The following is a 20,250-nucleotide window of genomic DNA, read 5'->3' as shown; positions in this document are numbered from 1 at the left end:
TTTCGCAGTTTATCCGCACCCAGCGGTCCGCAGCGGCTGCCGCAACCCGTGGTGTGTTCCTGTCTATCAATCCACATATGGAAAGAGTAATACGATATATTCATGATTAAACAATCGGTATGCCAGCGGGAACAGATCAAACCCTTCGGCCGTTTCTGTGGCGCGCGAGCAAACTGTACGCCGACACGGAGATCGTCTCGCGGAACCACGACGGGATGCAACGGTACACGTACGGCGAGTACGCGGACCGGACGAGTCGACTCGCGAACGCCCTCGAGGAGTACGGCATCGAGCAGGGCGACCGCGTCGGGACGTTCTGCTGGAATCACTCGCGGCACTTCGAGACGTACTTCGCCGTCCCGTCGATGGGGGCGCAACTGCACACGATCAATCCCCTCCTCCCCGACGCGCACATTCGGTACATCGTCGACAACGCCGACGACGAACTGATCTTCGTCGATCACTCGTTCGCGGGGAAACTCGCCGGCGCGGTCGCCGATGCTGAGGGCGAGTTCGACGACGTCGACTTCGTCGTCATGGGGCGCGAGGAGTCGGACGACCTCGAGGCGACGCCCTACGAGTCGTTCATCGAGGGCCGCGACGCGGAGTACGACTGGCCCGACGTCGACGAGGAACAGCCCGCCGGGATGTGTTACACCTCGGGCACGACCGGCGATCCGAAGGGCGTCGAGTACACCCAGCAGATGCTCTGGAGCCACACGATGGCCTCCCAGACGCCGCAGGGGATCCCGATGGCCGACGACGACGTCGTCATGCCTGTCGTCCCGATGTTCCACGTCAACGCCTGGGGGATGCCGTTTACGGCGACGGCGGGCGGCGCGAAACAGGTCTTCCCCGGTCCATCTCCGGAGCCCGCGGACCTCGCGGACCTCATCGAAACCGAGGGCGTGACGATCACCGCGGGCGTGCCGATCGTCTGGCTCGGGCTGATGGAGTACTGCTCGGAGAACCAGGTGGACCTCTCGGCGCTCGAGACCGTGATCGTCGGCGGCTCGGCGGCGCCGAAGTCGATGATCGAGTGGTTCGACGACCGGGACGTCGAGGTGCTGCACGCCTGGGGAATGACCGAGACGGCGCCGATCGGGACGGTCTCGCACCTCCGAGCCGACCTGCGGGACGCCGACTACGAGACGCGGGTCGACAAGCGCAGCAAACAGGGGCTCGTGATGCCCGGCCTCGAGTTCAGGGTTGTCGGCGACGACGGCGAGGAGGTCGCCTGGAACGGCGAGGACTTCGGCGAGCTGTGGATCCGCGGCCCGTGGGTGGCCACGGAGTACTTCGAGCGACCGCAGGCCAACGAGGCGGAGTTCGAGGACGGCTGGCTCAAGACCGGCGACGTCGTCACCGTCGACGGGGACGGCTACGTCAAGATCGTCGACCGGGAGAAGGACGTGATCAAGTCCGGCGGCGAGTGGATCTCGTCGGTCGAACTCGAGAACGCGATCATGGCCCACGACGGCGTCGCCGAGGCGGCGGTCGTCGGCGTACCCCACGAGCGGTGGCAGGAGCGGCCGGTCGCGTTCGTCGTCCCCGTAGAGGGGGCCGACCGCGAGACGCTCGTCGACGAGATAACCGACCACCTCGCCGACGAGTACCCGAAGTGGTGGCTCCCGGACGATATCGAGTTCATCCAGGAGATTCCGAAGACGGCGACCGGGAAATTCTCGAAGAAGGACATTCGCGAGGAGTACGCCGACGAATCGCTCGTCGAAGGACGGGTTCCGGAAGAGGCTGCACCGGATAGCGACTGAACCGAACCCGCGGTCGGCGTTCGGTTAGCGGCGGACGGATCGCCCTCGATGGGAACGGACAGATAACGGAACGAACAGTAAAGGGCCACGGTTCCAAATACCACAGTATGGACTTCGCGCTCTCCCCCGAGCAGCAACAGATCCGGGATATGGTCGCCGAGTTCGTCGACGAGGAGGTCGTTCCCATCGCCGACGAGATCGACCACGACGACGAGTTCCCGCGCGACCTGATCGACGAGATGGCCGACCTCGGCCTCATGGGAATGCCGTTTCCCGAGGAGTACGGCGGCGCCGGCCTCGACTACCACTCCTACGCGATCGGCCTCGAGGAGATCTCTCGCGGCTCGGGCGGGCTGGGAACGATCGTCGCGGCCCACACCTCCTTAGCCGGGAACATGCTCTACGATTTCGGCACGGAGGCACAGAAGGAGGAGTATCTCGTCCCGCTCGCCGAAGGGACCGACATCGGCGCGTTCGCGCTCTCGGAGGCGGGGGCTGGTAGCGACGTGCCGGCGATGGAAACCACCGCGGAGAAAGACGGGGACGAGTACGTCGTCAACGGCGGCAAGCTCTGGATCTCCAACGGCTCCGTCGCCGATACGATCACCCTCTTTGCGAAGACCGACCCCGAGGCGGGCAACAAGGGCATCTCGTCGTTCGTCGTTCGGCCCGAGGAGGACGACGGCTTCATCGTCGAGGGAACGGAGGAGAAACTCGGCGACAAGGGGTGTCCCACGGCCGAACTCCGGTTCGACGACATGCGCCTGTCCGAGGATCGACTCATCGGCGAGGAGGGCGAAGGCTTCGTCCAGGCGCTGAAGACTTTGAACGGCGGCCGCATCACCATCGCCGCCCGCGGGGTCGGCATCGCCCGCGCCGCGTTCGAGGCCGCTCGAGACTACGCCAACGAGCGCGAGCAGTTCGGCCAGCCGATCGGCGAGTTCCAGTCGATCAAACACAAGCTGGCGGACATGGACACGAAGATCCAGGCCGCGAAAATGCTCATGCACAAGGCCGCAGACAAGAAGATCCGCGGGGAGAACTACATCAAGGACGCCGCGCAGGCCAAGCTCTACGCCAGCGAGGTGAGCCGCGAGGTCGCCAACGAGGGCATCCAGATCCACGGCGGCTACGGCTACACGAAGGACTTCCCCGCCGAGCGGTTCTACCGGGACGCCAAACTCAACGAGATCTACGAGGGGACCAGCGAGGTGCTGCGGAACACGATCGGCGATCAGTTGCTCGAGGAGTGACGCCGACCGGGCGACGATTACTCGATTCGTTCCTCCGTTACGCCTCGTCTCCAGATTCGAGACGCTCCCGAAGCCACTCGTAGTGGTCTCGTACGCGCCGCTGGCCGCTCTCGGTGAGCCGATAAACGTCGTGAATTCCTTCGGTTCGTTCCTCGACGAAGCCGGCCTCGACCAGCGCCGACAGCGAGCCGTAGAACGACTTCGGGTCGATGCGGTCGTCGTAGTGGGACTCGAGGCGCGACTTCAGCTGCTGCCCGCGGAGTTCGCCGTCTTCGGCGGCGGCCAGCAGGACGCACATGTCCCGGCGGCGGCCGCTCTGGAGCCACTTGCTCATGGTGGGCAACTCGCGCGGGTATCGCATCGAGCGTTACGGTTTCCGGTTTCGGCTGCCCGGCTCGAGACGACCGACCGTCATCCTCCGCCCGTCACTCGAGTCCGCCGCGAACGGCCGCCGCGAGCGTCCACGCGATCCCGCCGACGGCGGCGACTGCCAGCACGGACGCCGCGCCGATCTCGAGGTGTGCGTCCCCGCGGACGCCGAGTTCGTGCCGGAAGAGGAACCACCGACCGTCGGGGTGGCCGATCACGACGTCGCCGGAGCCGAACGCGAGCGAGGCCAGCACGGCGACGATGCCGAGGCCGACGAGGACGGCGAGCGTGCCGGCGGCGCCCGCGAGCACCGTCGTGAGGAAGATGGCGGGGGGTCGGCGCTCTAGGGGTCCCCGCTGCCCGTCCGCGTGCTGGTCGGCTTCCGGACCGTAGATCGCAAAGCCCTGCACGCCGCCGGTCGGGAGTTCGGTAACGCGAACGGTCGCGGGGTACTGCAGCAGCGTCGCGGCCATCCAGAGGTCGCCGATCGAGCCGGCCGCGTTCGTCGCGAGCGGGATCAGCCACACCGACGACGGGTAGACCAGCATGGCGGCGACGCCGAGGATCGTAATCGCGACGAACGGCGCGAGCAACATCGCGAGCAGCTGATTCCGGGTGAACTCGCCCCGCGTTTCGGCGTACGCGTACGGCAGTACGAAGTAGGAGACCCCGAGTCCGAACCCGGGCGAGTCGCCGTACCGCGTCATGACTAGCCCGTGGAGCGCTTCGTGGAGCACCACGACGAGCGCGACGAGCCCCAGCGAGACGACGAGCCAGAAGTGGACGGTCGGCGGCGTCGCCCGGATCACGATCGGCTCGAGCGCCTCCCCCCGAATCGCCGCGAGGAGGCGGGCGAAGCAGTACGCGAAGACGAAGAAGCCGACTACTGCGGTTCCGAGCCACTGGAGGGCGACCCGCCGCGTGAGGCGGAACTCGGCGAGCGGGCGGGACCTGGCGGACGCCGTCCGGGACACGCCTGTCACTCCCGACGGCGGCGAAAAAGCGGTATCGGTCTCGGCTCGGAAACCGATAGCTTCCCGGTTCTGGACTCGCGAGTACGATCCATGACCGAACCGGAGGGCGAGGCGGAATCTGGTACGGAGACGGGAACGGCTGCCGAAGGCGAGTCGAACGGCGACGACGCGCGAACCGCCGAAAGCGACGGGATCGCGGCGACCTACGAGGAAACCGACGCCGAGCGAATCCTCGCGTTCGAACGCACGGGCGGCGCCGGCACCGGGCCGAGCGCGACCGCCGCCATCGCACAGAATACGGAGGGGTACGCCATGCTGAAGGTCCGCCCGACGCCCGACGGCGACGAACTCGAGCGCTACTACGGGTTCGACATGGCGCTCGACCACGCCGCGGAGTTGCTCGGCGTCTCGCCCGGCGACCTGCCGGTGCCGGACGCGGCCGCGGACATGGGGATGTAACTGTAACTGCTGCCGACGTCCGAAATCGACGACGAATCACCCGTCAGCTCGCCGACGGGCGTGGGAAAAAGCGGGAACCCTAAATACGCAGAGCCGAAGGATGCAGACGAGAATAGCCGTGGCAACCGACTCGTTTCCCCGACCGATCGGGACTCATCGACGCTTTTCCGGACTCCTGACAGCGACCGCACTGGGCGTTTACCTCCTGCTGATCGTCGGCGCGACGACGTCGATCACGGACGCCGCGTCGGCGTGTTCGACGTGGCCGACCTGCCACGCGCCGACCGATCCGCTGAACGAGACGCAACTCGCGATCGTCTGGGGCCACCGCATCGCGGCCGTCGTCGTCGGCCTGCTCGTCGCCGCGACGGCCGCCGTCGCCGCGCTCGGCGACGCCACCGCCCGCGTTCGGCGGACGCTGCTCGCGTCGGCCGCCCTCTACGTGATCCAGGTCGGCGTCGGCGCGGCGACCGCGACGCTCGGCGCCGACGCCGTCGCGCCCGGGCTCCACCTCGGGCTCGGCGTCGTCATCTTCGCCGGCGTCGTCCTCGCGCTGGCCTGGGACCTCGAGCTCACCACCGGCCAGGCGGACGACGCGATCGCGGCCGAGCCGAGCATGGCGGCCGAACCGCTCGAGGCCGACGGAACGGAGGAGCGCGAACTCCCCTCGAGCCCGCTCGCTCGCGCCCGGCTGACCGCCTTCGCCTACTTCAAGATGATGAAGCCGCGGCTGATGTGGCTGCTCTGTCTCGTCGCCGCCGCGGGGATGGCGCTGGCCGCCGGTCCGGCCCTCGACGCGTACACCATCGTCGCCACGCTCGGCGGGGGCGTCCTCGCGATCGGCGCGTCGGGGACGTTCAACCACGTCTTAGAGCGCGATATCGACCGGCGGATGTCCCGGACCGCGGACCGGCCGCTGGCGACGGATCTGGTGCCGGTTCGGAACGCGCTGGCCTTCGGCGGGCTGCTGACGGTCGCCTCGCTCGGCGTCTTCCTGACGATCAACCGGCTCGCGGCGGCGCTTGGGCTAGCCGCAATCTTGTTCTACAGCGTCGTCTACACACTGCTGCTCAAGCCGAATACGGTTCAAAACACGGTCATCGGCGGCTTCGCCGGCGCGCTCCCGGCGCTGATCGGCTGGGCGGCCGTCACCAACGAGATCGGGGTTCCGGCGCTCGCGCTCGCGGGCGTCATCTTCCTCTGGACGCCGGCGCACTTCTACAACCTCGCGCTGGCGTACAAGGACGACTACGCTCGCGGCGGCTTCCCGATGATGCCGGTCGTCCGCGGCGAGACCGAGACCCGCAAACACATCGTCTACTACCTCGCGGCGACGCTCGTGAGCACGGTCGCGCTCGCGTGGCTGACCGACCTCGGGGCGATCTACGCCGCGACGGTCGCGATCTTCGGCGGGGTCTTCCTCTGGGCCGCCGTCGTCCTCCACTTCGAGCAGACCGAACGCGCGGCGTTCCGCTCGTTCCACGCCTCGAACGCCTTCCTCGGGGCGGTGCTGGTCGCCGTGCTGGTCGACGCGCTCGTGCTGTAGGTCGGGCGGCACAGTCGGCTGCTCCGACCGCCGTTGCGATGTCCCTAACTCGCTTCGCCCGTAAGCACCGGTCATGCATCGCCGCTCGTTTCTCGCTGCGACCGCCGGCGCGTCCGCGATCGGCCTCGCCGGCTGTACCTCGTTTTTGGAAGCGTCCATGCCCGAAGAACTCGCCGGCGTCGATCCCGACCGCCAGCTACCGGTCCCGACGCTCGGCGACGGACCGGTCGCGGTCGACGTCTACGAGGATTTCGGCTGTCCGCACTGTCAGGACTTTCAGGCCGAGGTGTTCCCCACGCTCGAGTCCGACTACATCGAGCCGGGTGAGATCGAGTACCGCCACCGAGATTTCGTCGTGATGGCGTCGGATACCTCCGCGGCGCGGGCGAACGCCGCCCGCGCGGTTCAGGCGGACACCCGCGCCGACGACGATCCTAACGGCCGCTTCTTCGAGTACAAGCGCGCGTGATGAGCGACGACATCGGCGGCCCGGACGAACTGGCCGCGACCGCAGAGGACGTCGGCGCCGACCCGTCGGCCGTGACGGCGGCGCTCGAGGACGACACCTACTACCCGACGCTGGTGGCGGACTGGGAGCGCGGCGACGAAGCGGGAGTCGAGGCGACCCCGACGGTGTTCGTGGACGGCGAACAGGTCGACGATTCGCAGGACGAGGAGTCGGTCGTCTCGGCCATTGAAGACGCGCTCGCGTAGGGACACCGCGGTCGCGCGGAGCGACTCGAGCGCCGTCTCGATGCGCTCGAACTGATCGTCGGCGCGATCGCGCTCGACTGCGCCGACGTTCTCCTCGACGTCGATCAGCCGCTCGCCGCGGGCGCTTACTGCTGGGTCGATCGAACGAACTCCTCGAGTTCGTCCTCGATGAGCGTCGCGACGCGCTCCCCGTACTGCCAGAGGGCCGCGTTGAGTCGCTCCTCGGTCTCGTCGTCGAGCCCGTCCCCGCCTCGAAGGACGGAGTCGTCGGTGATCTGCGGGTGGTACACGCAGACGACGCCGAGCGAGCGATCCGACCCCGCCGGGCCGGCGGTGTGGATTCCGTACTGATCGGTTCCCCAGACCCCGTCGCCGCCGTGGCGCTCCAGTTCCGAGTCGATCGCATCGAGCAGTTGCAGTTCGTCCGGTGTAAGCACCGGATCGTCTCCCTCGAACAGGTCGCGGTAGGCCGCCGTTCGGGCGCTGTTCGTCCACCGCTCCAGGTTGGAGCGGGCTCGCACGACCAGTTGGCGTTCCGCCGGAGCCTCGACCATACAGTACTACCGGCAGCCAGCCCAATCAACGTTTGTCCGGGACGAATAGACTGTCCACTCTGCGATGATATCGTCCTGTACTACGTCCTGATTCCTGGCCAGAACTCTGCGCTCGGACCGTCTCGCGCGTGCCGGCCGCAGCGTTATCCCGCTCACGCTCGTCGTTCGCGACATGGGAGACACGAAACAAGGGCGAGACAAGCAAGCGCGCGACGAGGAAGACCGCCAGCGAGACCGAGAACTCGAGGAGGCGATCGACCGCACCGACGAAGCCGAACCGGACGCTGACCGCGAGGACGACGCGGACGACGGGCGCGACGAAGACGAAAACGAAACCGCCGACTCGTAACCGCCGTCAGCCGGTCCGCCCCTTTCTTACCGACCGTTACTCGTCCGTCCCTCGGGCCGCCTCGATCCGCTCGAACTGCTCGTCGGAGAGGTCGAGGTCGACCGCGCCGACGTTCTCCTCGAGCTGGTCGGACGTTCGCGCGCCGACGATCGGGACGCACGTAAAGCGGTCCTGCTCCATCAGCCAGCGCAGCGAGACTTGCGCCGGCGTCGCGTCGAGTTCGTCGGCGACGCCCTCGACGGCCTCGAGGACGTCCCAGGCGTTCTCCTGGACGTACCACTCGTCGAACATCTCGTCCAGACTGCCGCGGGAGCCGTCGGGGGCTTCGATGCCGCCGTCCTCGGTGCGCTCGTACTTGCCGGTGAGGAACCCGCCCGCGAGCGGCGAGTACGGACAGACCGCCAGATCCTGATCCGCGCAGACGTCGAGGTAATCGCTCACCTCGTCGTACTGGACCGCGTTGACCATCGGCTGGGTGACGTCGAACCGCTCGAGGCCCTCGACATCGCTCTTCCAGAGCGCCTTGGTCAGCTGCCAGGCGGCCATCGACGAGGCGCCGAGGTAGTGGACCTTCCCCTCCTCGACGAGTTCGGTCAGCGTTCGCAGGGTCTCCCGAATCGGCGTGTCCTCGTCCCAGCGGTGGATGTAGTAGACGTCGAGGTAGTCAGTTCCCAGCCGGTCGAGAGTCCCCTCGATCTGGGCGCGGATGTGCTTGCGCCCCAGCCCGGAGTCGTTCGGCCCGGGCTCGCCCCAGCCGTCGAAGGGGAAGTACACCTTCGAGGCGATGACGACGTCCTCGCGGTCGTGATCCTCGAGCCACTCGCCGATCCACTCCTCGCTGGTGCCGTTGGGATCGCCGTAGACGTTGGCCGTGTCGATGAAGTTGATCCCGTTCTCCCAGGCGGTATCGAGCAGCTCGTGGGCCTCCTCGCGGTCGGTTTCGACCACGCCGTCGCTCTCCATGGCGAAGCGCCAGGTGCCGAAACAGAGCTTCGATACCGTCGTGCCCGTGTTGCCGAGTGTCGTGTACTCCATCTCGTGTCGGCGTTCTCGAGCGACCGCTAAAATGGATCGGGAACCGGCGAGTCGGTCGGCCTTTCGACCGCTCGGGCGCCGCCTCCGACGCCCTCGAGACGCGCGACGGCCCGTCAGTCGAGGTAATACCAGTCGAACCGCTCGACCGCGTAGCGGTAGGAGACCAGCGGCGCGGCCAGCCCGACGACCAGCACGAGCCAGGCCGCGACGGTGATCGACCCCGCCGAGATCGCCAGTTCCGGCCCCGGCGTCCACGCGGACACCGACGCGACGAGATCGGCGATCAACTCCGGGGCCTCGAGGTAGAGCACGACGGCGGCGACGGCGGGCAGCGCGATCGAGAGCGTGTAGACGAGGAACGCCGTCTTGCTCGGCATCACGGCCTCGCGGTTGTTCGTCACCTTGACGCTGCCGAAGCGGGGGAACGCTGAGCCGACGCCGGTCGCCAGCGCCGGCGTGGCGACCGCGCCGACGGCGGTACCCGCGATCAGCGCGGCGGTGTGCTCGAGCGAGAGCGGGCTCACGAGGCCGAGCGCCGCGGACGCCACGATCGCGACCGGAACGCCGACGAGCGCGCCGGCGAGGATTCGGCCGCGAATCGCCTGCCGGCCGGTCAGCGTCGAGGTCAGGACGGCGGGCAGTCCCGGACCGAGATCGCCCAGCGGGTTGAGCGTAAAGAGGACGCCGGCCGCCCAGACGACGTACAGGCTGAACAGGACGGCCAGGTACGACGGCACCGTCCCCAGTTCCGTGATCTGCTGGACGAACCCGAGCGTCCCGAGCAGCGGGTAGCCGGCGTAGGCCAGCCGGATCGGCGAGCGCTTCGCGCGGCGGATCGCGGTTACGGTCTCCGTCCGGACGGGCCGCGAGACCGTCCCGGAGAGGAGATCGGCGAGCCGGTCGGAGGAGGTTTCCTCGTCGATTTCTTCGTCTTCGAACCGAGCCGGATCGGCGAACCAGTGCAGCCGCGCCGAGGGAACCCCGACGGCGACCGCGACGCCGACCAGCAGCGCCGAGCCGACGAGCGCGCCGCCGACGCCGAGCATCGAGGCGTCGATTCCGGGGATACCGAGCAACAGGAGGTGGCCGGGCCAGCCTAACGGACTGGCCTGCAGGTGGGTAAACAGCGTCGTCATGACGGCGTCGAGGCCCCCGGTCGCGATCGCGCCGAAGTAGACGAGCCAGAACGCGGCGAACAGCACCAGTCGGTATCGGGCGACCGGCTCGTAGACGGTGATCAGGTGGCGAATCGCGATCCCGACGACGAACGCCACGGGGACGGCGGTGACGAGCAGGCAGACGATCAGCAGCGGCGCCGCGAGAACCGGCAGGATCGTCCCCGCGCCGTAGGCGAACGCGGTGGCAAACAGGATCGCGGGCGGAACCACCCAGACGCCGAGCAGCACGGTTTCGGCGGCGATAACGCCGACGACGGTGTTGCGAACCGGCGTCGATAGCAGGAGGAACGCCGGCTTATCGATGTCGCCGACCGTCGTCACCGTCCGAAGTATCGCCATGAAGGTCAGAAACAGCCACACGACCGCCGTGCCGCCGGTGACGTAGCCGGTGATCGTCTCGGCCGTCTCGGGGGTTACTGTCCCGGCGACCGCTTCCTCGCCCAGCGAGGGAAGAATCGAGAGGCCGAGAAACGTGATCGGCCCGAGCGCGAACAGGGCGACCGCGGCCATCATGAGCAGTTTCGTCTTGTTCCCGACGAAGGTCCGAACGGTCCGTCGGAGTTCGAGGTGCGCGACGGTGGCGGGTGCGGCGCGCATCAGAGCTCACCTCGAGTGGCACTCGAGCGAGGCGCACGGAAACGGAGACGGGAACGGGGCCGAAGACGAGCGAACGGGAAGTACATGGTCGAATCCGCACCGCGCTGGTAGTAAACACTTTGGATCCTTGTCATCACGGCGCAGAAAATGACACGGGTTTAATACTATTCGTCCGGAATGGCCGGTATGCGCCCCGCCGACGCCCCCGCTATCGAGACCGACGGCCTGACGAAACGCTACGGCGAGACGACCGCCGTCTCGAACCTGACGATGTCCGTCGATCGGGGAACCGTCTACGGCTTCCTCGGTCCAAACGGGGCCGGCAAGACGACGACGATGCGGATGCTGACGACGCTGACGAAGCCCACGTCGGGGACCGCCCGCGTCGCCGGCCACTCGATCGCCGAGCGCGAGGCCGTCGCGCCCTACATCGGTTACCTCCCCGAAGATCCGCCGGTCTACGACGAACTCACCGGCCGCGAACAGCTCGAGTACGCCGCCGGGCTCCGAGATATTCCGGAGGACGAGGCCGACGAGCGGATCGAATCATTGCTCGAGCGGTTCGACCTGCTGGCCGACGCCAACAAGCGCATCGAGGACTACTCGAAGGGGATGCGCCAGAAGGTCGGGGTCATCCAGGCCGTGCTCCACGAACCGGCCGTCGCCTTCCTCGACGAGCCGACCAGCGGGCTCGATCCCCGCGCCGCGCGGACGATGCGGGACACCATCGCCGACCTCGCGGACCGGGAGATGACGATCTTCCTCTCGACGCACATCCTCCCCGTGGTCGACGAACTGGCCGACGAGATCGGCGTCCTCCACGACGGGGAACTCGTCGCCGAGGGCGACCCCGAGACGCTCAAGTCCCGAGCCGAGACCGGCGACGCGCGGAGCCTCGAGGACGCCTTCCTCGAGGTGACCCGCGAGGAACCCCAACACGACGCGGCGACGGCGGAACCGCCGCTGGAGTAGCGACGCGGACGCGCTGTTTTTGATGACCCGTCCATCACCGACGACGGTCGCGATCGCAGCGCTCGGCGGTCTCGCGAACGTCGCTGTCGTGCTCGGATTGTACGCCCGCGGGGACTATCCCGCCCCCGAAGTCGCCGTCCTCGCGGTGACCGCATTCCTCGTCGGGTTCCTTCCTTGGTTCGCTACGGCGTATACGCGGCTACTGACGCCCGCGATCGGCTTCCTTGCGGCACTCTCCGGTACCGCCTATCTCGAGTTCGCGACGCCGCCTCCCGAATGGGGCCAACTGGGCGAGTACGTCGTCGTGGACGGACCGACGCACGTCTCGAGTTACGCGAACGCCTGGGACGTCTGGCTGGCCCTGTTGACGGTCGCCGGCGTCCTCGAGTTCGCGATCCGCCGCGGGTACGGGATCGGCGGCGACCGGCTCCGGAACCTTCCGACGCTGCCGTTCTCGCGCGATCGGCTCGTCCGAACGGTCGGCAGCGTTGCCGCCCTCGTCGGCCTCGCGGCGACGCTGCTGGTGCTGCGGGCCGGCATCCGACCCCCCGCTGCCGCAGCCGTCGTGTTCCTCTTCGCCGCCGCCGTCACCGCTGTCCCGCTCGCGGCGCTGCTCGCTCGCGGTATCGTCGTGCCGACGGTGCTGTTCGCGCTCGTCCCCTACACGCTGGTTTACGAGGTGTTCGTCACGACCGACAGCCCGCTTCATATTCTCCTGTTCGGCCCCTACGCCATCGTCCTCGCACTCGCGTGGGTGCTCGAGGAAGCGATCCGTTCGCGACTGGGCGGCTGGGACGGCGGTCGGTTCGCTGGCCGAGAGCCGGCGTAATTGGATATCAGCTCTCGAGACGTGACCAGCGTCGCCCGACGGCTACGCGCTCGGATCGAACACGCCGCGTTTCAATCCCTCTCGGACGGGGTCGTGTTCGGCGTCGGTCGGCGGTGGCCCGGTCACGAGCAGCGCCTCGAGGCGCTCGTCCTCGCTCGCCCGCACTCCACGGTCGACGTCTGCGGGCACGGTGACGACGTCCCCGGGTTCGACCGCGTGTTCGTCGTCGCCGTCGCGGACGACGCCGGTCCCGGAGCGAACGTGGATAGCGACGTCGCTGCCCGGCGCGTGGACGGGGATGAACTGCCCCGGTTCGAAGTAGCCGCAGACGACCTTCATGCGGTCGGTTTCGAAGACGGTGCGTGCGGAGAATTTGGCGTCGTTGAACTCCCGTTCGGTGTCGAAGTCTGTCTTTGACATGGGTGGATCGCTGCGGTTTAGGCTATCCTAAACCGTTTGTGTGAGACTGCTCGCTCCGACCGGATCGTCCTTCTCCCGAACACGTTCGTCGCCGCTCGATAGCGGGAATCGGGCGGATCGCGTCCGACCCGACCGGGCCCGGCGCAACCGCAGTGGCGGCCGAAACCCGAGTCCGACACCCTAAAGCGGGCGGACTCTGTGGTTCGGATATGGAGTATCACGAGGCGGCGGACGCGCTCTTCGGTCTGCGACGGTTCCGCCCGAAACCGGGGACGGAGTCGACCGCGCGGCTCCTCGCCCACCTCGGGAACCCACACGAGGACGTCGATTTCGTGCAGGTCGCCGGCTCCAACGGGAAAGGGAGCACGGCGCGGATGCTCGAGCGGACGCTCCGGGAAGCCGGGCTCTCGGTGGGACTGTACACCTCGCCGCACCTCGAGGAACTGCGCGAGCGGGTGCGGGTCGACGGGCGCAAGATCCCCCGGTCGGCCGTCTGCGAGTTCGTCGACTCGACGCAGGACTACCTCACGGACCGGGCCGCCGACGGGGAGTCGCCCACCTTCTTCGAGACGATGACCGCGCTGGCGCTCTGGCAGTTCGACCGCGAGGACGTCGACGTGGCCGTCCTCGAGGTCGGCATCGGCGGGAAGTTCGACGCCACGAGCGTCGTCGATCCGATCGCGAGCGCGGTCACCAGCGTCACCCTCGAGCACACGGGCATCCTCGGCGACACCGAGGAAGAGATCGCCCGCGACAAAGCCCACGTCGCCCCGGACGAGGCGCCGCTCGTGACCGGCGTCTCGGGCGACCCGCTCGAGGCGGTCCGAGACGTTGCCGGCGACGTCGTCACGGTCGGCTTCGCCGACGAGGACCCCGAACCCGACGTCCGCGTCGAGTACGGCGGCCGGACGAACCACACCGAAGCGGCCGTCTCGATCGACGCCGACGAGTGGGGTGTCGAGACGCGCGTGCCGCTACCGGGCGAGCACCAGGCCGAGAACGCCGGGATCGCCGCGACGCTCGCGCGGCAGGTCGCCGGCGTTTCGACCGACGACATCGCCCGCGGGCTGCGCAGCGCCCACTGGCCGGGCCGGTTCGAGGTGATCGACACCGAGCCGCTGGTCGTCCTCGATGGCGCGCACAATCCCGGCGCCTGCGAGACGCTCGCGTCGACGCTCGGCAGCTACGAGTACGACGACCTCCGCGTCGTCTTCGGCGCGATGCACGACAAGGACCACCGGGAGATGGCCGCGGCGCTGCCGACCCCCGACGCGGTCGTCGCGACGGAACCCTCCCTCGACCGCGCCGAGGATCCGGCCGTCCTCGCCGACGTGTTCGACGACGCCGGCGTCGAAGACGTCCGCATCGAGGGTGCCGTGCAGGCCGCCCTCGAGACGGCCCTTTCCGAGGCCGATCGATCCGACTGCGTGCTCGTCACCGGCTCGCTGTTCGCGGTCGCCGAGGCGCGCCGGCGGTGGACTCGCACCGAGATTTCGAAGCGCATCCGCGACCGCTCGGACGCCCGCGAGGCGCTCGCAGGTGCGAACGTTCCCGAGGCCAGCGTCCGGCAACTGAGCGGGCAGGGCGTCCACCGCGTCGTGCGCACGCGCTTGCAGCGACGGCAAGCGACGCTGGTGAAGGAGGAATTGCTGCGCGTCGGCGGCGAGTGTGCGCTCTCAGGGCTCCAGCGGGACGACGAACCCGTCGACACCCTCCTGATGGGGACGTTCGCGCAGTTCGAACGCCTCGTCGACCGCCTCGAGTCGGACGCCGACGCGCGGTCGCTGGGGCTCGCCGAACTCGCCGCGGAACTGCGGGGAACGCTCGAGATCAGCGACGCTGGCGCCCCTCCAAACGAGTTCGTAGCCAATCAGTCGCCGCTGTCGCGGTCGCCGTGGCCGTGGTTCGATCGCACCGCCGTGATGGGCATCCTGAACGTCACGCCCGACAGCTTCCACGACGGCGGCGAGTACGACGCCGTCGAGGACGCCGTCGCCCGCGCGGAGGCGATGGTCGAGGCCGGCGCCGATGTGCTCGACGTCGGCGGCGAGTCGACCCGTCCCGGCGCCGACCCCGTTTCGACCGAGGAGGAGATCGACCGCGTCGTGCCCGTCCTCGAGCGGGTCCGAGACTTCGACATCCCGATCTCGATCGACACCCGCAAGGCCGCCGTCGCCGACGCGGCCCTCGAAGCCGGCGCCGATATCATCAACGACGTCTCGGGGCTCGAGGACCCCGAAATGCGGTTCGTCGCGGCCGACCACGACGCGGGGCTGATCGTGATGCACAGCATCAACGCGCCGGTCGTCCCGGGACAGGAGGTGACCTACGACGACGTCGTCGAGGACGTCATCGACCAGCTTTCCGAGCGGGTGCTGCTCGCGGAGAAGGCGGGCGTCGACCGCGAGAACATCGTCGTCGATCCCGGCATCGGCTTCGGCAAGTCGGCCCGCGAGAGCTTCGAGATTCTCGACCGGCTCGAGGAGTTCCGCGCGCTGGGCTGTCCGGTTCTCTTCGGGCACTCCCACAAGTCGATGTTCGAGCACGTCGGCAGCGAGGCCGGCGACTGCCTCGACGCGACGGTCGCGGCGAGCGCGCTCGCGGCCGACCGCGGGGCCGACCTCGTCCGCGTCCACGACGTTCCCGAGAACGTCGCCGCGGTCCGGACGGCGCTCGCGACGCGGAATCCGGATCGCTTCGAGTGGTAGCCGCTTCTACCGCCGCCACCGGACCGTCCCGGCCACCGTCACCCCACCGCACCGTCGCCGCCACCGCCACTCGTCGACTACACTTTTGTATCGACCGCCCGACGTGTGTCGTGTAGGATGCGCTACCGGAGAATCGACCGCTGGACCAGGGCTCGAACTCGAGCGCGCTCGTCCGCCGTCGCCGCGAGGAACCGATGAGCGACGCCGGCGGCACTGGCCCGACCGCGCCGTCCGAGCGGATCGTCGCGCTCGACGCGCTGCGGGGCTTCGCGCTGCTCGGCATCCTCATCATCAACGTCCGCGTGTTCGCGATGCCGGAGGCGACGCTCGGCAATCCGACGGTGTACGGCGATTTCACCGGCGGCAACTACTGGGCCTGGTTCGTCGGCCACGTCTTCGCCGAGCAGAAGTTTATCACGATCTTCACGCTCCTGTTCGGCGGCGGGGTCGTGCTGTTCACGCGGAAAGCCGAACAGCGCGGGCAATCCGTCTTCGGGCTGTACGCCCGCCGCAACGGCTGGCTCGTCGTCTTCGGCCTCGCACACGCCTACCTCCTGTGGTACGGCGACATCCTCGTCGCGTACGGCGTCTGCGCGTTCGGCGTCGTCCTCCTGCGGGACCTCGAGCCCCGCACGCTGGCCGGCCTCGGACTCGTCCTGGTGGCCGTCCCCTCGCTCATCGAGGGGCTGGCCGGGCTCGCCATGGACCCGGCCGCGATCGCGAGCACGTGGCGCCCGCCCGATGCGGCGATTCGGGCGGAACTCGAGGCCTACCGCGGCGGCTGGCTCGAGCAGCTGACTCACCGCGTGCCGACGTCGCTGCGCCGGCAGACCACCGGGCTGCTCGGCTACACCGGCTGGCGCGTGAGCGGGTCGATGCTGCTCGGGATGGCGCTGTTCGAGCGGGGCGTGCTGATGAACGATCGGTCGACCCGATTCTACCGCCGGCTGGTCGCCGTCGGCGCGAGTAGCGGGCTCGCCGTGATCCTCGTCGGCGTCTGGTACATCGAGGCGAACGACTGGGGGGCCGGCGTCGCGCTGCTCTGGCGGCAGTTCAACTACTGGGGCAGTTTCGCGCTCGCCGGCGCGTACGTCGGCCTGGTGATGCTGTACTGCCGGCGGCGACCCGACGGTCCCGTCACCCGGGCGCTTGCCGCCGTCGGTCGGACCGCCTTCAGCAACTACATTCTCCAGACCGTCCTCGCGACGTCGATCTTCTACGGCCACGGGCTCGGACTGTTCGGCCGGCTGACCCGCCTCGAGTTGCTCGGCGTCGTCGTCGCCATCTGGGCGGTGCAGGTGCCGCTGTCGGTGTGCTGGCTGCGGTACTTCCGGTACGGACCGCTCGAGTGGCTCTGGCGCTCGCTCACCTACGAGCAGTGGCAGCCGCTTCGAGCGGACCAAGCCGAGAAAAAACGCCGTCAGTCGGTCGATTCGGAGCCCGTCGACGAGAGCGAGTGAGTCGAACTCCGTTCGACGCCGCCGGAGAAGCTACCAGCGGTGGTGGACGTGCTCCGCGACGTACTCCTCGTAGACGTCCTGCGCCGCACCGTCGGTCTGGTGCGAGAGCGAATCGAGATCCGAGACTGCGGCGTTGGACTCGACGTGGTCCGGCGAGGTCGTCCCCGGAATGACCGTCGAGACCGCCTCGTGGTCGAGGATCCAGCGCAGCGTGAACTCGGCCATCGTCAGATCCTCGGGAACGTGGGGCTCGAGCGCCTCGACGGCGTCGTGACCGGTCTCGTAGGGGACGCCGGCGAACGTCTCGCCGACGTCGAAGGCCTCGCCCTGGCGGTTGAAGTTGCGGTGGTCGTCCTCGGGAAACTCCTGCTCGCGCTCGAGCGCGCCGGTCAACAGGCCGGAGGCGTAGGGGACGCGGACGATGACGCCGATATCGTTTTTCTTGGCCTGCTCGAAGAACAGCTCCTTCGGGCGCTGGCGGAACGGGTTGAAGATGATCTGGACCGTCTCGACGACGTCGTACTCAACGGCCTTCAGCGCCTCCTCGACCTTCTCGACGCTGACGCCCGCGCGGGCGATCTTGCCTTCGTCTTTGAGGCGTTCGAGGGCCTCGAAGGTGTCTGGCTGGTAGTACGCCTCGGTGGGCGGACAGTGCAGTTGGACGAGATCGAGGGTGTCCTCGCCGATGTACTCGCGGCTTCGGTCGACGAACTGTGAGAGGTTATCGTAGTTATACCGGTCGGCCTCGTGAGGGTCGAGCCGGCGGCCGGCCTTTGTCGCAACGGTGACGTCGTCGTGGGCCTCGCGCTCGTCGAGGACGTGGCCGATGTGGCGCTCGCTGCGCCCGTCGCCGTAGACGTCCGCGGTGTCGATGAAGTCGATGCCCGACTCGAGCGCGGCGCGGACGACCTCGCGGCCGGTTTCGTCGTCGACGTCGCCCCAGTCGCCGCCGATGTTCCACGTGCCGAGTCCGACTTCCGAAACGTCGTATCCCGTCGAACCGAGTCGTCGATGGTTCATGTGTGATCGATGCGGATAGTCTCGGGTATGCCTTGCCTTCGGGGCAATCCGCACGACCTCGATTCCGCGAGCCCGCGATCGATCCAAGAGAGGGCGGCGCCCTCAGAACGGCCCGCCGTCAACGACCCCTGCCATGACCGTTCGTTCGGCCCGTCGGAGCAACTCCCCCGCCGTCCCGCTCGAGCAGTCGAGTCGCTCGGCGACGTCCTCGAGGGACCCGTTTCGGGTCGCGCGGTAGTAGCCGCAGTCGACGGCCGCCGAGACGGCTTCGAACTGGCGCCGGGTCAGGTCCACCCGCGCGTCGATTCGCCCGGCGCAGTACTCGCCGACCGAGCGGACGTCGACGCGCGCCGTATCGGCCACGTCGTCGACCGCCGTCTGGATCGCCTCGTCGGGACCGACCGCAGCCAGTCGTATCGTCCCGTCTGCGCGGAACTCTACCGGCGGGATGATGATCAGCCCCGGTTGTTCGACCGCGTCCACGAACGTTCGGTCGGCGCCCGTCAACGACTCTCGGACGTACAGGTAGAACGAATCGTCGCGACACGGTGCGAGTTCGTAGTCGAGCACCGTCGGCGCGTCCTCGAGGGCGGGCTCGTAGGGGAGTCGCGGCCCGTCGATGTAGAACAGCATCGCGTACTCGTCGCCGTACTGGTGGCCGTAGAGCAGCCGCGATGCGGTGTATCCCTCGTGTTCGACGATGAACCGGTGCATCGGATGCTGCTCGGCCGGCGGTCGCTGCAGGGTCACCTCGAGGTAGCGCATGTCCCTGCTCGAGATACGTCCGCTGGCGCCTACAAAGCTACCGCCTCGACGGACCGCTGGCGCGCGGACCGAACGCCGCGACGGTGTGTTATAAACACCCCTCATAGCTGCGGATCAAGGCGGACTATCGTTCCGAACCACTCTCCGCGTGCCATGACGACTCCACGCGTGCAGCCGACTCGAGCCGCGGAGTGGCCCGATATTCGACGACAGGGGAGCGACCTGATCCGCGCGGCCGGCGTCGCGGGCGCGGGCGGCGCCGGCTTTCCGTCCTACGCGAAGTGGACGGACCTCGAAGCCGTCGATTCCCTCCTCGTGAACCACCAGGAGAGCGAGCCGAACTACCGCATCGACAAGTGGCTCGGGAAAACGAAGGCGGAGACGTTCGCCGCGCTGTTCGACGCCCTGCTCGCACAGGCGTTCGACCTGATCGTCGTCAGCGCGAAGTGGAAGGACCGCGACGAGTACGTGCGGGAGCTCGAGGCCGAAACTGACGGCACGGTGATCCCGCCGGACGAGCTGCCGCTCGACCGGAACGCGGAATCCGGCGTCGTGTTCGCCTACACGGAGAACACGTACCAGTACGGGATGGAAAGCGTCCTCCTCAAGACCGTCGACGGGACGGTCATCGGAAACGACCTCCCCACCGACTACGGTTGGCTCGTCCAGAACACGGAAACGCTGTACAACATCTCTCGTGCGCTTTCGAACGGAACACCTGTCACCCGCAAGTACGTCCACGTCAGCGGCGACGTACCGCGCGATCGCTTCCTCGAGGTCCCCGTCGGAACGCCGGCGAGCGAACTGCTGCGAGCGGCTGGCCGCCCACCCGAGTCGCTGCCAGCGGACGCCGTGCTCGCCGACGGCGGACCGGGCTGGTGTTTCCCCGTCGATGCGCCGGCGGCGGACTACGGCGTCCGCAAGCACACGAACTGTCTGCTCGTGCTCGACGAGGATACCGTCGCGGAAAACGCGTACGGCGAGGGACGAATCGACGTGCTCGAGGCGGACGAGTGGACCGACCGGGAGGTAGAATCCGAGCCGACCGCGACGCTCGAGCCGTCTCGCGTCCGGATTCCGCTCGTCACGAACCCGGAGCTCGACGTCGTGGAACCCGCCGAACCGACGGTCGAGATCGGCGACCGCGTCGACGTCGGCGATCGGATCGCGAGCCCGAGTCCCGACGGGATCAGTAACCCGCAGCACGCCTCGATCGCCGGCGAAGTGACGGCGGTGTCCGCGTCGGCGATCGAGATCGAGTCGCGGTGAGGAACCG

Annotated in this window: 20 protein-coding genes; 12 read left to right on the top strand and 8 right to left on the bottom strand. The window is 68.2% G+C overall.

Annotated elements, in window-relative coordinates; all coding sequences use genetic code 11:
- The first annotated feature begins 119 nt into the window (after positions 1–119).
- The gene (locus HALXA_RS09595; RefSeq protein WP_013880146.1) at positions 120–1,772 is read left to right on the top strand and encodes a long-chain fatty acid--CoA ligase; all 1,653 of its coding nucleotides are present in this window, start codon (positions 120–122) and stop codon (positions 1,770–1,772) included.
- Between the two features lie 107 nt (positions 1,773–1,879).
- Positions 1,880–3,025, top strand: a complete 1,146-nt coding sequence (locus tag HALXA_RS09590; protein WP_013880145.1) for an acyl-CoA dehydrogenase — start codon at positions 1,880–1,882, stop codon at positions 3,023–3,025.
- Positions 3,026–3,062: 37 nt separating this feature from the next.
- Here HALXA_RS09590 and HALXA_RS09585 read toward each other — a convergent pair whose 3' ends face one another.
- Both HALXA_RS09585 and HALXA_RS09580 read right to left on the bottom strand, forming a co-directional pair.
- The gene (locus tag HALXA_RS09585) at positions 3,063–3,359 is read right to left on the bottom strand and encodes a PadR family transcriptional regulator (protein ID WP_013880144.1); all 297 of its coding nucleotides are present in this window, start codon (positions 3,357–3,359) and stop codon (positions 3,063–3,065) included.
- A gap of 91 nt (positions 3,360–3,450) precedes the next feature.
- A complete protein-coding gene (locus HALXA_RS09580) occupies positions 3,451–4,368 on the bottom strand; it encodes a DUF3267 domain-containing protein (protein WP_013880143.1) in 918 nt (305 codons plus the stop codon).
- Positions 4,369–4,458: 90 nt separating this feature from the next.
- Here HALXA_RS09580 and HALXA_RS09575 point away from each other — a divergent pair, with 90 nt between their 5' ends.
- From HALXA_RS09575 to HALXA_RS22755, 4 genes are all read left to right on the top strand, one after another.
- Positions 4,459–4,827, top strand: coding sequence for a DUF7111 family protein (locus HALXA_RS09575; RefSeq protein ID WP_013880142.1), 369 nt, complete (start codon positions 4,459–4,461; stop codon positions 4,825–4,827).
- A gap of 118 nt (positions 4,828–4,945) precedes the next feature.
- Positions 4,946–6,373, top strand: coding sequence for a heme o synthase (locus tag HALXA_RS09570; protein WP_049895275.1), 1,428 nt, complete (start codon positions 4,946–4,948; stop codon positions 6,371–6,373).
- Positions 6,374–6,446: 73 nt separating this feature from the next.
- Complete coding sequence (locus HALXA_RS22760; protein WP_342633181.1) at positions 6,447–6,842, top strand: thioredoxin domain-containing protein; 396 nt, start codon at positions 6,447–6,449, stop codon at positions 6,840–6,842.
- The gene (locus HALXA_RS22755) at positions 6,842–7,087 is read left to right on the top strand and encodes a DsbA family protein (RefSeq protein ID WP_342633180.1); all 246 of its coding nucleotides are present in this window, start codon (positions 6,842–6,844) and stop codon (positions 7,085–7,087) included. Before HALXA_RS22760 ends, HALXA_RS22755 begins: the two co-directional genes overlap by 1 nt.
- A gap of 125 nt (positions 7,088–7,212) precedes the next feature.
- Here HALXA_RS22755 and HALXA_RS09560 read toward each other — a convergent pair whose 3' ends face one another.
- Positions 7,213–7,641, bottom strand: a complete 429-nt coding sequence (locus tag HALXA_RS09560) for a DUF7539 family protein (protein WP_013880140.1) — start codon at positions 7,639–7,641, stop codon at positions 7,213–7,215.
- Positions 7,642–7,813: 172 nt separating this feature from the next.
- Between HALXA_RS09560 and HALXA_RS22070 the strand changes: the two genes are divergently transcribed.
- Positions 7,814–7,990, top strand: coding sequence for a hypothetical protein (locus HALXA_RS22070; protein WP_013880139.1), 177 nt, complete (start codon positions 7,814–7,816; stop codon positions 7,988–7,990).
- Positions 7,991–8,026: 36 nt separating this feature from the next.
- On the opposite strand, the gene HALXA_RS09555 is transcribed toward HALXA_RS22070, so the two are convergent.
- Entirely contained in the window at positions 8,027–9,025 is a 999-nt protein-coding gene (locus HALXA_RS09555; protein WP_013880138.1) for an aldo/keto reductase, read from the bottom strand.
- Positions 9,026–9,138: 113 nt separating this feature from the next.
- On the bottom strand, positions 9,139–10,800 hold the full coding sequence (locus tag HALXA_RS09550; protein WP_013880137.1) for a hypothetical protein: 1,662 nt from the start codon (positions 10,798–10,800) through the stop codon (positions 9,139–9,141).
- 186 nt (positions 10,801–10,986) lie between these two features.
- Between HALXA_RS09550 and HALXA_RS09545 the strand changes: the two genes are divergently transcribed.
- Entirely contained in the window at positions 10,987–11,772 is a 786-nt protein-coding gene (locus HALXA_RS09545; protein ID WP_013880136.1) for an ABC transporter ATP-binding protein, read from the top strand.
- Between the two features lie 22 nt (positions 11,773–11,794).
- Positions 11,795–12,601 (top strand): hypothetical protein, encoded by an 807-nt coding sequence (locus HALXA_RS09540; RefSeq protein ID WP_013880135.1) that lies wholly within the window; start codon positions 11,795–11,797, stop codon positions 12,599–12,601.
- Positions 12,602–12,643: 42 nt separating this feature from the next.
- Here HALXA_RS09540 and HALXA_RS09535 read toward each other — a convergent pair whose 3' ends face one another.
- Entirely contained in the window at positions 12,644–13,021 is a 378-nt protein-coding gene (locus HALXA_RS09535) for a cupin domain-containing protein (protein WP_013880134.1), read from the bottom strand.
- A 209-nt stretch (positions 13,022–13,230) separates the two neighbouring features.
- Between HALXA_RS09535 and folP the strand changes: the two genes are divergently transcribed.
- The gene (folP, locus tag HALXA_RS09530; protein ID WP_013880133.1) at positions 13,231–15,729 is read left to right on the top strand and encodes a dihydropteroate synthase; all 2,499 of its coding nucleotides are present in this window, start codon (positions 13,231–13,233) and stop codon (positions 15,727–15,729) included.
- A gap of 194 nt (positions 15,730–15,923) precedes the next feature.
- Positions 15,924–17,189, top strand: a complete 1,266-nt coding sequence (locus HALXA_RS09525) for a DUF418 domain-containing protein (protein ID WP_013880132.1) — start codon at positions 15,924–15,926, stop codon at positions 17,187–17,189.
- A gap of 30 nt (positions 17,190–17,219) precedes the next feature.
- Here HALXA_RS09525 and HALXA_RS09520 read toward each other — a convergent pair whose 3' ends face one another.
- Both HALXA_RS09520 and HALXA_RS09515 read right to left on the bottom strand, forming a co-directional pair.
- Positions 17,220–18,209 carry an aldo/keto reductase gene (locus HALXA_RS09520; RefSeq protein WP_013880131.1) on the bottom strand — a complete coding sequence of 330 codons (990 nt, stop codon included), beginning with the start codon at positions 18,207–18,209 and terminating at the stop codon, positions 17,220–17,222.
- A gap of 102 nt (positions 18,210–18,311) precedes the next feature.
- Positions 18,312–18,974 carry a helix-turn-helix domain-containing protein gene (locus HALXA_RS09515; RefSeq protein WP_013880130.1) on the bottom strand — a complete coding sequence of 221 codons (663 nt, stop codon included), beginning with the start codon at positions 18,972–18,974 and terminating at the stop codon, positions 18,312–18,314.
- Between the two features lie 153 nt (positions 18,975–19,127).
- Here HALXA_RS09515 and HALXA_RS09510 point away from each other — a divergent pair, with 153 nt between their 5' ends.
- Positions 19,128–20,243, top strand: coding sequence for an NADH dehydrogenase (locus HALXA_RS09510; protein WP_013880129.1), 1,116 nt, complete (start codon positions 19,128–19,130; stop codon positions 20,241–20,243).
- Positions 20,244–20,250: the final 7 nt, after the last annotated feature.

It is taken from the genome of Halopiger xanaduensis SH-6 (genome assembly GCF_000217715.1).
Lineage (GTDB): Archaea > Halobacteriota > Halobacteria > Halobacteriales > Natrialbaceae > Halopiger > Halopiger xanaduensis.
Note: the sequence above shows the minus strand (reverse complement) of the source record. Positions and strands in the feature narration are given on the sequence as shown.